Genomic DNA, 13,526 nt, shown 5'->3' on the forward strand with positions numbered 1-13,526 from the left:
AAAATAGTTAAAACAAACTTGCTCTAAATACAAATCCGTTTTCTTTTACGCCACCATACCGTGCGCTTACATATTCTACACGTAAAAAACGCCATTTGCCAAAACCTAAATTTGCCAAACCAACAGCATATTCTGTATACGGATTCTTGTCTGCCATAAACATTGCCTTTCCTCCAGCAACAAGGTGGAAGTTCAACTTATTAATCAACGGAATTTTACCTAATACAAAACCTCTGAAATTGTGTTCTACATGCATTTCTGCATACTTATCATTTGTATAATACTTATAATACTCTAACAAATTAAAACTGTTTAATGCTCTATCGATTGGAAATAATAACTGGTTTCCATTGGCTTGTAAATTGTCCATAAATGCAATATCTTTTTTCTTTACGAAAGCACCTGCACGCAAATGATAAGAGAATTTACCATAATTACCAGCATTTAGATCTTGCCTAACATTTGCAATAAAAACATCTGAGTTTAAAGCGGAATTTTCCGCACCAAATCTTTTTATATAATTCAAACTTAGTGTTGGATACTTGTCATTACCTTCATTTTCTTTTCTATCTGGGTATGTCAAATATTTTTGCCCGAAAACAAAAGTCGCTCCTACATTTAAAGTGGCAATATTGTGTTCTGTAAAGGCGCCGTTTGTAAAATCTGTAGGATCTAAAGGATTGTTAGAGGTATAACCATTAGTACTTTGTTTGGCAAAAGAATAATCTGTGGTATTAAAAAGCGGTGTTCTTTTTGCGTATTCTAAAGAGGATGCAAAATAAAATCCATTTCGAATTTCTTCAGAATAACGAACTCTTGCAAACGTTTTTTCATAGATTTTCATATAGTTGTCTCTATAAAATAAAGAGGTTATCGTGTTATTCAACTTAAAAATAGGATCTCTTCCATTAAATTGTCGCGTTACAATTCCCCCAGAAATATTCAACCTAGGTCTTGTAAAATTATTCCATTTTTTTGCAAAGAAAAAAGTAGGTCTTAAGCGTTTATCAGAAAAACCATAATTAGCATTTATGCCTGCGTTCCACCATTTTCCTTCTTCATTTATTTCTTCAAAATAACTAAAACCAGCAGAAGTATTTACGCCTTGTACGGTATTAAAACCTGTTCTAAGTAAAGGTCCATTATAAGAAAAAGATTTATTTTTATAAGAATTTCTGTGTGTATAGCCTGTTAAAGGATCTAACCAACCAAATTTATTTCCTTTCTCGTCTAAAGAATCTAAATACTTTTTAGATTTTCTAATGACCTTTATACTGTCTTTAAATCTATAATCTGTAACTTCTTCTTTTGTTAAAGCTACGGGTCTTAATTTATTCCAAAAAACAGTGTCTTTTTTTGTGGCATTTTCTTCAAATGATAAAACCTCATTTGTAAATGTATTTTCTACAAATTGTGGTTTAAAATTATAATCTGAAAATACGTAAGAGAATTTCCCGCTAGGTTTAAAACCAAAGATAGAAATATCAAAATCGATGGCTTGCGTATTTAAAACCCAAGCATCTATACCCTCATAATAGTTGAAGCTCTGTTTTAATTTTAAGGTATTTACCATGGGTAAGTTTACTTGCGCTCCTGTTGTGGTAACATCTGCACCATATAAAGCCCAGTCGTCTTCAACAACATAAATAAAACCATCAAAAACACGGTCATTTTTTCGCTTCGGAATTAGCTTTATCTTATTGATAAGTTTGCCGTCTTTTTCATAAAATGTCCCTACCAGTTTATACTCATAATAACTAAATGCATTGGTAGAGATTGGCGAAACCAAATCATTAAAAATTTCTATACTGTTTTCATAAAAATTAATATTGGATCTTTCTGCTCTGTTAAAACTAACCCCGTTGTCTTGTCCTGATACTTTAGAGGCTACAATTTTCTCCTTGAAATTTTCAGGTGTTTTTTGAAAGGAAATATCAGAAAATGTTTCAGACAGATAAATAATTCCAGTTCTGGTAGAATCTAAACCTCCACCAAAATCTCCCATCGTTTGGCCGAAAAACTTTTCTGGCGCATCTTTAATTCGTGTCAATCCTCTTGAATAAAATTTTGCGGTGTAATTCGAGTATTTGTCTGTATTTTTATCTTTATTCGCAATTACATTTCTAATAATTCTGTTTGCAGGATTGTCTTTTGTTGAAATAATAATTTCTTCTAGTTGAATATTTTCTTCTTCTAAAACAACATTCAACTCAAAAGGAAATGAAGTAATAGCTACTTCCTTTTTTACCGTTGTAAAACCTATAAATTGAAAAACGATGGTATATTTTCCTGTTTTTTTTAGGTTCAAAACATAATCTCCGTTATCATTTGTGGTGGTTCCTTTAATTGTTTTATTTAAATAAACACTTACAAAAGAAAGTGGTGCTCCTTTTTTATCGGTAACAGTTCCTTTAATTTGTGCATTTATAGCGAATGCGGTAAAAAATAAAAGAAAGAATGTAAACTTTTTCATAGGTTGGTTTTGTTAGTAGACGCAAACATAAAGTTTCTGTTACAATCAAATGTTTAAAAATTGTTAAACCAAACATAATGACTTCTTATTTTTTAAACCATTTCAAAAGCAATAACATTCTTCAACTTAAACAAAAAAGTCATTTTTAACTTACATATAACCCGTTGTGCATTTTGAGTTAAATGTATTCCAAAATGTCAGTTCGAGACCCGAGAAAAATTTTTATCAAGCGGTTGGAATGACGTAATGTCTCCTCGAGCGCAGTCGAGAGGTTAAAGAAGGTCTCGACTGCGCTCGACCAGATATATATTAATAATTTGTAAAACAGTAACTTACAAGCTACGTCAATGGTAGTGATTTTTTGATAAAAAAATCGTATCGAGAACTAGTTTAGAAACGAAAATTCTTATTCTCGATACAAATTTCACTTAATTCAATCGTGAAATTCACTACCATTGACGTGTTTATATAATTATCTGATTTCAAGTAGATTAATAGTTCTCGACTGCGCTCGAACAGACATATTTATAGACTAATTTACGTTATTATAATCGCTCGAATTGACAGAATTTATCAAAATGCACAACGGGTTTACATATAATAAAACCATATCGTTAAATTTCAATCGTAAAAAGACCTCAATTTTCAATTTGATAAAGAAATATCCAATTCTTAAAAGAATAGAAAATTCGTTTTCTCTCTGATTGAAAACCATATATTTGTAGGTTCTAACAAACCATTAAATTATGAGCGATTCTAGAAAAAGACACGAAGCTTTACTATATCACGCAAAACCAAAACCAGGAAAAATTGAAGTAGTTCCTACTAAAAAATACGCCACTCAGCACGATTTAACTTTGGCCTATTCTCCTGGCGTTGCAGAACCTTGTTTAGAAATAGCAAAAGACAAAAACAATGTCTACAAATATACCGCTAAAGGAAATTTAGTTGCAGTAATTACAAACGGAACAGCTGTTTTAGGTTTGGGAGACATTGGTCCTGAAGCCTCTAAACCTGTGATGGAAGGTAAAGGTTTGCTTTTTAAAATCTTTGCCGATATAGACGTTTTCGATATTGAAGTAGACGCAACAGATGTAGAATTATTTATACAAACAGTAAAGGCAATTGCACCCACTTTTGGTGGCATCAACCTAGAAGATATTAAGGCTCCTGAAGCTTTTGAAATAGAACGAAGGTTAAAAGAAGAGCTAGACATTCCTGTAATGCATGACGATCAGCACGGAACTGCAATTATCTCTGCAGCAGCGCTAAAAAATGCGATAGATATTTCTGGAAAAGACTTTTCTAAAGTACAAATCGTTGTAAACGGAGCAGGAGCCGCAGCAATTTCTTGTACCCGTTTGTATTTAAAATTAGGTGCAAAAAGAGAAAATGTGGTGATGTGTGATAGCAAAGGTGTTATCAGAAAAGATAGAGACAACCTTACTTCACAAAAAGCAGAATTTGCTACAGACAGAGATTTAGAAACTTTAGAAGAAGCAATGCAAAATGCAGATGTTTTTATTGGATTGTCTACAGGGAATGTAGTAACACCAAAGATGCTTTTGGCGATGGGGAAAAATCCGATTGTTTTTGCAATGGCAAATCCAGAACCAGAAATTGAATATGACATCGCCGTTGCCACAAGAGATGATATTATTATGGCCACGGGTAGATCAGATCACCCTAATCAAGTAAATAATGTACTTGGTTTTCCATTTATTTTTAGAGGCGCTTTAGATGTTAGAGCTACCAAAATTAATGAAGAAATGAAACTTGCAGCAGTGCATGCTTTGGCAGATTTAGCAAAAAAATCGGTTCCTGAGCAAGTAAATATTGTCTATGATGAGGTAAGTTTAACCTATGGAAAAGAGTACATCATTCCAAAACCATTTGATCCAAGATTAATTTATGAAATCCCTCCAGCAGTTGCCAAAGCTGCTATAGATTCTGGCGTCGCTTTAGAACCCATAACAGATTGGGATAAGTATAGGGAAGAATTAATGGAGCGTTCTGGTTCTGGAAGTAAAGAAATTAGATTGCTACACAACCGAGCAAAAAGCAATCCAAAACGCGTTGTTTTTGCGGAAGCAGATCATTTAGATGTTCTAAAAGCCGCACAAAGAGTATATGAAGAAAAGCTATGTAAGGTTATTTTATTAGGAAGAAAAGAAGTCATTTTAGCATTAAAAGAAGAAATTGGTTTTACAGCAGATGTGCCAATTATAGATCCAAAAACTGACGAAGAAAAAGAAAGAAGAAAACGTTTTGGTGAGGTGTATTGGAAAAATAGACAACGCAAAGGACGTACTTTCTCTGAAGCAAAAAAATTAATGCGAGAGCGTAATTACTTTGCAGCAATGATGGTGAATGAAGGAGAAGCAGATGCTTTAATTACAGGATATTCTAGACCTTATCCAACAGTGGTGAAGCCGATGTTAGAGTTGATAGAAAAAGACAAAGATGTTTCAAGAATTGCAGCCTGTAATTTAATGTTGACCAAACAAGGTCCTTTATTTTTAGCAGATACTACAATTAATGAAAATCCGTCAGCAAAAGATTTGGCAAAAATTGCCCAAATGACAGCTAACTTTGCAAGTATGTTTGGTATGAAACCAAATATTGCGATGTTGTCTTTTTCTAATTTTGGATCTTCCAATTCAGAAACTTCTAAAAAAATAAGAGAAGCGGTTGCGTATACCCATCGTCATTTTCCAAACACAGTGATTGATGGAGAGTTGCAAGCAGATTTTGCGCTGAATCCAGAAATGCTAGCAAAAGAGTTTCCTTTTTCTAAATTGAACGGAAAAAAAGTGAATGTTTTAATTTTTCCAAACTTAGAATCTGCAAACATTACCTACAAATTATTAAAGCAAGTTCAAGGAGCTGAATCTATTGGTCCTGTAATTTTAGGCTTTAACAAACCCGTACATATTTTACAATTGGGAGCAAGTGTAGATGAGATGGTAAATATGGCTGCATTGGCAGTAGTAGATGCACAACAAAAAGAAAAAAGGAATAAAAAGTAGGGTAATTTTATCCTCAGTAGACAGTTGCTGTTGGAAGTTAGAAGTTGGGAATTGGAAGGAAAATTGACAAAAGATCGCTTCGCTAAAAGACGATTGATGTAAGACTTTTTATGACCAAATTATAAATTTGGTCTCTTTTCTAATTTCTTTCATCTCTTTTCTTTTTCCTTTTTTATCAATATTTTAAAAAATTAGGCAACAACAAATATAAAATAGTACTTTAGAAGCCTGAAAAGATTTTTATGATAACACAAGTTAGGGGTAGGTTGGTTGAAAAAAGTCCAACAGAAGTTGTTGTAGATTGCAATGGTGTTGGGTATTTATTGCATATTTCTTTAAATACATTTTCTAGTTTGCCAGAAGGCGAAGCCGTAGTTTTATATACACATCTTTCTATTCGCGAAGATGCACACACACTTTTTGGTTTTATCAGCAAAACAGAAAGAGAGGTTTTTAAACTTTTAATTTCTGTTTCTGGTGTTGGCCCAAGTATTGCAAGAACCATGTGTTCTTCTATGACTTCAGAAGAAATTCAAAATGCTATTGCTACAGAAAACGTTGCATTAATTCAATCTGTAAAAGGAATTGGTGCTAAAACTGCACAAAGAGTTATTGTAGATTTAAAAGATAAAATTTTAAAGACTTTTGATATGGATACAATTTCTATATCTGCAAGCAATACTAATAAAGATGAAGCGTTATCTGCTTTAGATGTTTTAGGTTTTCAAAGAAAACAGTCAGACAAATTGGTGGCTGCTATTTTAAAGGAAAACAAAGATGCTTCTGTAGAGAAAATCATAAAATTAGCCTTAAAAAGTTTATAATCCATTGAGTCCATTTTTTAAAAGTACCTTTTTATTTTTATTTATTACTCTTGCAGTAAACGTATCTACGTATGCTCAAAATAACACGAAAAAAGATTCAACAAATGTTGAAAAAGACTCTGTAAAGCTGCGTTATAACTTTAACAGTACCGAAAAAGGAGGTTTGTATTTAGATGACTTAGCTGAGAAAGAAATTATTTTTGATAAAGTTTTAAATAAGTATGTAATTGTTGAAAAAATAGGAAACTATTACACAAGAACTCCTATTTATTTATCTCCTAGAGAATATCAGCAATACCGTTTAAAACGAGATATGTTGCAATATTTTAAAGACAAGGTAAGCGCAACAAATAGTAAGAAAAAAGGAGCAAAAGACGCTCAAAAAGATTTACTACCCACTTATTATGTAAACAATTCCTTTTTTGAAACTATTTTTGGCGGTACAGAAGTGAAAGTAACCCCAACCGGAAGTTTAAATTTAAAACTTGGTTTTATTTATCAAAACACAGAAAATCCTCAAATTTCCGAAGAAAACAGAAGTAATTTTACCTTCGATTTTGATCAACAAATAAACGCAAGTATTCGTGCGCAGGTGGGTACACGATTAGAATTTACTGCAAATTATGATACACAGGCATCTTTCGATTTTCAAAATTTAGTGAAAATCGGTTTTACACCTACAGAAGATGATATTATTCAAGGCCTAGAAGCGGGTAACGTTTCTATGCCTATTAAAAACTCATTAATTAACGGTGCACAAAGTTTATTTGGTGTTAAGGCAGATTTAAAATTTGGAAACACCAATGTTACCGCTGTTTTTTCGCAACAAAACTCTGAAAGTAAAACCGTAGTTGCAGAAGGTGGCGCTTCTATTCAACAATTTGAGTTAAGAACTACAGATTATGATAATGACAGACACTTTTTCTTATCACAATATTTTGTAGATACGTATGCAGATGCATTAAAAAATTATCCGCTAATAAACAGCCCAATTAACATTACTAGAATCGAAGTTTGGATTACCAATAGAAATGCAAGTACAGAAGATTTTAGAAGTATTGTTGCATTTGCAGATATTGGTGAGCCGAATAAAAACAATTATGTGGATGAAGCAAATGGTCCAAATACGGTACAACCAAGTTCACCTCCAACAGTAAGTGGTGTTGCTTTGCCAACAAATGAATCTAACAATATTTATGAACCAAATATTTTAAGCGGAATTAGAGATGTATCTGATGTAGAACAAACGTTAGCTAGCGAGTTTAATATGCAAAACGGAACTGATTATTCCGTGTTAGAAAATGCAAGAAAGTTAGAGCAAAATGAATATCGTTTAAATTCACAATTGGGTTTTATTTCTTTAAACAGAAGACTAAATGATGGTGAAGTTTTAGCTGTTGCTTATGAATATACCGTTGCGGGTAACGTAAACGGAAGTACTAAAAACTCTTTTAAAGTGGGTGAATTTTCTAATGATGGTATTCAAGCACCAGAAAATTTAGCAGTAAAATTATTACGTAGTGAAATTTTACAAACCAAAAGAGATGATGGAAGTGGTGGTGAAGAATCTTTTCCTACATGGCGTTTAATGATGAAAAACGTGTATGCATTAGGAGCATTTCCTTTAACACAAGATGGTTTCAGATTCGAAATTCAATATAGAGATGACCAAACAGGCATTCCTTCTAACGTTTTACAAAATGCACAAACACCAGGTATTCCAACCTTACCATTATTACAAGTTTTAAATTTAGATCAGTTAGACCAAAGTCAATCAAGAGATCCAGACGGGTTTTTCGATTATGTAGAAGGAATTACTGTGAATTCAGAAAATGGATACATCTTTTTTCCAGAACCAGAACCTTTTGGAGATGGTTTAGAAGACGAATTAACCAGTCCTGCAGATGCTACGTATCTTTTTAAAGAATTGTATTTAAATACAAAAATCAACATTAAAAATAACTTTCAAAACAAAGACAAATATTTCTTAAAAGGATATTTTAAATCAGAAAATTCTGGCGGAATTCCTATTGGAGCCTTCAACGTTCCAAGAGGTTCTGTAAGAGTAACTGCTGGTGGAAGACAATTGGTAGAAGGTGTAGATTATGTGGTAGATTATTTAGCTGGTAGAGTTCAAATTATAGATCCTGGTTTGCAAGCTTCTGGAGTGCCCATTAGTGTTTCTACAGAAAACAATGCGGTCTTTAATCAACAAAGAAAAACCTTTATGGGCGTTGATGTAGAGCATAAATTTTCTGATGATTTTATTGTAGGAGCCACCATTTTAAATATTGAAGAAAGACCCCTCACACCGAAAGTTAATTTTGGTGCAGAACCGATAAACAATACCATGCTGGGTTTTAACTTTAATTACGCTACAGAAGTTCCATTTTTTACAAAACTCGCAAATAAATTACCTTTTGTAGATACAGATGCACCTTCTAATTTATCTGTAAAGGCAGACATGGCCTATTTAATTCCTGGATCACCCAGTGGTATTGATGTGACTGGTGCAGCCACCTCTTATATAGACGATTTTGAAGCTTCTCAAGTACCTATTAGCATTTTATCTGCATTAGATTGGTACGAAGCAAGTACCCCCAAATACTTTCCTAATTTTAATGGAGAAAGAGACGATTTATCTTACAATTATAAAAGAGGAAAATTAGCGTGGTATAGTGTAGATCAAATATTTTATGGTGTTGGTGATACACCTGCTAGTGTAGATGCAGATGAGCTTTCTAGAGCAGAAACAAGACAAATTAATTATAGAGAGTTATTTCCTAATGTACAATTAGACATTACTCAAAATTCTTTGGTTAGAACCTTAGATTTGGCTTATTTTCCGCAAGAAAGAGGTTCGTATAATTATGACCCGACTGCTATTATTCAAGATGATAAAGTAACACTACCAAATCCTGAAACGAGATGGGGTGGAATTATGCGTCCTTTAACTACAAATAATTTTGACCAGGCAAATGTAGAATACATTCAATTTTGGATTATGGATCCCTACCAAAACTATTCTCTAACAGAAGAAGAAGGTTTACCTCAAGGAATTGATCCAAACAATCCTGCCAATCAAGTAGGAGATTTATACATCAACTTAGGAAGTGTTTCTGAAGATATTTTAAAAGACAACCGTAAAATGTACGAAAACGGTTTGCCTGAAGATGGTGTAAAAATTGATGGCGTCAATGTAAACAGCACCATTTGGGGAGATGTTCCTAGAAACCCATCCATTATTTATGCATTTAACGAAGAAGATGAAGCCAGAACAAACCAAGATATTGGTTTTGACGGTTTAGATGATGCCGGAGAAAGTGAATTAGATGGAGTTAAAGGAACCAGTTATGAAAACTTAAGTGATCCTGCAGCAGATAATTTTCAATTTTTTAGAGGCGGTAATTTAGATGCCATTAACGCCTCTTTAATTACACGATATAAAGATTTTAACAATACCCAAGGTAACTCACCAACGCTAAATCAATCAGGAGAAGCTTATCCAACTTCCTCTACAACATATCCAGATGCAGAAGACATCAACAGAGATCAAACCATGAATACTGTAGAAAGTTATTATGAGTATAAAGTCTCTATGAATCAAGCAGATCTAAGAAAAGGTGTAGGCTATGTTGTTGATGAAAAAACAACGACTGTTACCTTAGAAAACGGAAATACAGAAGAAACAAAATGGTATCAATTTAGAGTACCAATTAGAAGTGGAACTCCTATAAATGGTATTTCAGATTTTAATAGTATTCGTTTTGTAAGAATGTTTTTAACCAATTTTAGAATGCCTGTAGTGATTCGTTTTGGTGAATTAGATTTGGTACGTGGAGACTGGAGACGTTATGTAAGAACTTTAGACCCAGCGATAGATCCAGACAGAGAATTAACACAAGACGAGTTAAATGATTTTGAAGTAGGTGTGGTAAGTATAGAACAAAATGAAGGTAGCTATATACAACCTCCAGGAATTGAGCGTGAGCGTTTGCAAGGAAGTACAACGGTTCAATTACAAAATGAACAATCTGTAACCTTAAAAGTAAGCAGGTTAGAGGAAGATGAAATCAGAGCAATTTATAAAAATATTAGTGTAGATCTAAGACGTTTCAAGCGTTTAAAGATGTTTATGCACTTGCAAGACAATCAAGGGGAATCTCCTGTAAATGATGGAGATTTTTCGGCAATTATTAGATTAGGAACAGATTTAACTGAGAACTTCTATCAAATTGAATTGCCATTAACCGTTACTAAAAACGGAACTTCTGCCTTAGATATTTGGCCAGAAGCCAACAATTTAGATGCATTTTTAGAATCTTTTGGAAAAGTAAAACTAGAAAGAGATGCTCTTGGCTCTGTAATTGCACCAATTAATAAGATTTATACATCTACAGAACAAGAAGCAGGTTTGCCGTATACAATTAGTGTAAGAGGAAACCCAACTTTAGCACAACTAAGAACCATAATGTTGGGTATTAAAAACACCTCTTTAACTGCTAAAAGTGCAGAAATTTGGTTTAACGAATTGCGTTCTGCTGGTTTTGATAATGATGGGGGTTGGGCTGCAGTGGTAAATGCAGATGCAAATTTTGCAGATGTTGCCAATGTTTCTCTAGCAGGAAGCATGTCTACCGTAGGTTTTGGTAATGTAGAAGACAGAGTAAACCAACGTAGTTTAGATGAAACAAGACAATATGATGTTGCCACGACTATTAATTTAGGAAAAGTTTTAACGCCTCAAAACTGGGGAATTCAGTTGCCCATGAGTTACAGTGTTGGCGAGAAATTTATAGATCCAAAATTTGATCCTCAATATCAAGATGTTGAATTTGCAGAAGCAAAAGATTTTCTTGAGAATCAACCAGCAAGTACTGAAAGAGATCAAGCCTTAGAAAATATTAATAATTCTCAAGACTACACCAAAAGAACTAGTATTAGTTTTATCAATGTAAAAAAGAATAGAAATCCGAATTCAACAAAAAAACCAAAGTTCTATGATGTTGAAAATATAGCTGTTTCTTATGCTCATAATAAAGAATTTCATAGAGATTATAATATTAAAAAGTACATCAACGAAAACGTAACTGCTGGTGCAACTTATAATTATCAATTTGAACCAAAATCGATAGAGCCCTTTAAAAACATCAGCTTTTTACAGAGCAAATATTTAAAATTGATCAAAGATTTTAACTTCAACCCTATTCCTTCTACGGTTGCTTTAAATTCGAGAATTAATAGAAATTTTACAGAACAACAATCTCGAAATCTAGTCGCAGGTTTGTCTGAACAACCAGAATTAATACAACGAAGGTTTTTATTTGATTGGGATTATACAGTGGGCTTTGATTTAACAAAATCATTAACGGTAAATTTCAATGCCACTAATAGTTATATTTATGATACGTTTGGTGCTAATGATGATATTCAAATTTTTGATGAGTTTTTCAATACCGGAAGAGCCAACCATTACCATCAAAAATTAAACTTAACCTATCAATTACCCATAGACAAAATTCCTTTTTTAAGTTGGATAAAAGCAGATTATGCATACACCGCAGATTTTGATTGGCAAGCTGCTGCACAAAGTACCATTGAAGTTGAGGGAATTGACATTCCTTATGTAGATTTAGTTGGTAATGTTGTTCAAAATGCAAACACACACAATTTAAATACCACTTTTACTTTCGAGAAATTTTACAAAAGTTTAGGGTTTGAAAAATTATTACTTTCAAAAACCCAAAGAAAAAATAAAAAAGGAATTCCTGGAAATGGCTTACCTCCAGCTCCTGGAAGAGTCAACAAAAAGAAAAAATTACCTATTGGGAAACAAATTTTAAAAGGTGTGTACGATGTGGTAACATCTGTAAAACAAGGTAAAGTAAGTTATTCTGAAAATAACGGACAATTTTTACCTGGCTATACACAAGATGTTGGATTTTTAGGTGGTGCACCAACATCATTTGCTTTTGGTAGTCAAGTAGATATTAGAACAAAAGCTTTAGAAAATGGTTGGTTGGTTGGCCCAAGAGACCCTGATGATAGCGAATACTATAACAAAACATATAGCAGAACGCATTATAATAAATTAGATTACACATTTACGGTAAAACCTTTTAAAGATCTAAATATAGATGTTAGAGGAAACAAAATTCAAACAAGAGATCTCTCGCAACAATTAGATATTGTAGAAGATGGTTCAGACTATGGTGCTTTAGATTTTAGTGCGCCTGCTTTTGAAACAGGAAACTTTAGTACCAGTCATTCTATGATTGCAACCGCTTTTACAGATAGCGATGCCTTATTTGAAACAATGAGAGCGTATAGAGGTATTATTGCAAATAGGTTGGCAACAGAAAATGGGCAACCAATTGCTGGTTTTGGAGAAAATAGTCAGCAAGTTTTACTACCCGCTTTTATGGCTGCGTATTCTGGTAAAGATCCAGATAATGTAAATACTAGTTTATTTAGAAACATTCCAATTCCTAACTGGACATTACGTTACAACGGTTTTATGAAACTCGGTTTTTTCAAAAAGAACTTTAGCAACTTTGTGGTTTCACATGGATATAGATCTTCTTACACTGTTTCTAGTTTTACAAATAATTTACAATATGATGCTGGCAATCCTTTTTCAACAACAAATGTTGCAGGAAACTACGAAACGGAACTTTTAGTTTCTGCGGTTACTTTGGTTGATGAATTTTCCCCTTTGGTAAAAGTAGACATGAAAATGAAAAATTCTTTTTCTCTAAGAGGAGAAATTAAAAGAGACAGAACCTTAACCATGAATTTTAACAACAGTACGTTAACAGATATTAAAGGCACAGAATATATTGTTGGTATGGGTTATATTTTTAAAGATGTAAAGGTAAATACTCGTTTTACAGGGAAAAAACAAACCTTAAAAGGGGATATTAATTTAAGAGCAGATGTCTCTTTAAGAGATAATTTAACACAAATTAGAGCTGTTGATGAAGATAATAATCAAATTAGTGGCGGACAAAGATTATTTTCTATTAAATTTACAGCCGATTATAGATTGAGTAGTAGTTTAACCGCATCATTTTATTACAATCATCAAACATCTAGATATGCTATTTCTACCACCTTTCCAAGACAGGCAATAAATGGTGGGTTTAATATTATCTACAATTTAGGAGGAAACTAACAATTAACAATTATAAAATTTATAAC

4 protein-coding genes are annotated in these 13,526 nt (G+C 33.0%); 3 read left to right on the plus strand and 1 reads right to left on the minus strand.

The window, feature by feature from the left end; all coding sequences use genetic code 11:
* Positions 1-7: 7 nt before the first annotated feature.
* Positions 8-2,473, minus strand: coding sequence for a DUF5686 and carboxypeptidase regulatory-like domain-containing protein (locus Q0998_RS04420; RefSeq protein ID WP_299666790.1), 2,466 nt, complete (start codon positions 2,471-2,473; stop codon positions 8-10).
* Between the two features lie 746 nt (positions 2,474-3,219).
* Between Q0998_RS04420 and Q0998_RS04425 the strand changes: the two genes are divergently transcribed.
* The 3 genes from Q0998_RS04425 to sprA all read left to right on the plus strand — a co-directional run bounded on the left by Q0998_RS04425 (position 3,220) and on the right by sprA (position 13,500).
* Positions 3,220-5,502, plus strand: a complete 2,283-nt coding sequence (locus tag Q0998_RS04425; protein WP_299666793.1) for an NADP-dependent malic enzyme — start codon at positions 3,220-3,222, stop codon at positions 5,500-5,502.
* A 242-nt stretch (positions 5,503-5,744) separates the two neighbouring features.
* On the plus strand, positions 5,745-6,326 hold the full coding sequence (gene ruvA / locus Q0998_RS04430; RefSeq protein WP_299666795.1) for a Holliday junction branch migration protein RuvA: 582 nt from the start codon (positions 5,745-5,747) through the stop codon (positions 6,324-6,326).
* A 4-nt stretch (positions 6,327-6,330) separates the two neighbouring features.
* Positions 6,331-13,500, plus strand: a complete 7,170-nt coding sequence (gene sprA / locus Q0998_RS04435) for a cell surface protein SprA (protein ID WP_299666798.1) — start codon at positions 6,331-6,333, stop codon at positions 13,498-13,500.
* Positions 13,501-13,526 lie beyond the last annotated feature (26 nt).

The organism is uncultured Polaribacter sp. (genome assembly GCF_947501385.1).
Classification (GTDB): domain Bacteria; phylum Bacteroidota; class Bacteroidia; order Flavobacteriales; family Flavobacteriaceae; genus Polaribacter.

Bases quoted from the DNA above. Each gene is read 5' to 3' on its own strand.
- Q0998_RS04420 (WP_299666790.1), bottom strand. From the start codon at position 2,473: ATGAAAAAGTTTACATTCTTTCTTTTATTTTTTACCGCATTCGCTATA.
- Q0998_RS04425 (WP_299666793.1), top strand. From the start codon at position 3,220: ATGAGCGATTCTAGAAAAAGACACGAAGCTTTACTATATCACGCAAAA.
- ruvA (WP_299666795.1), top strand. From the start codon at position 5,745: ATGATAACACAAGTTAGGGGTAGGTTGGTTGAAAAAAGTCCAACAGAA.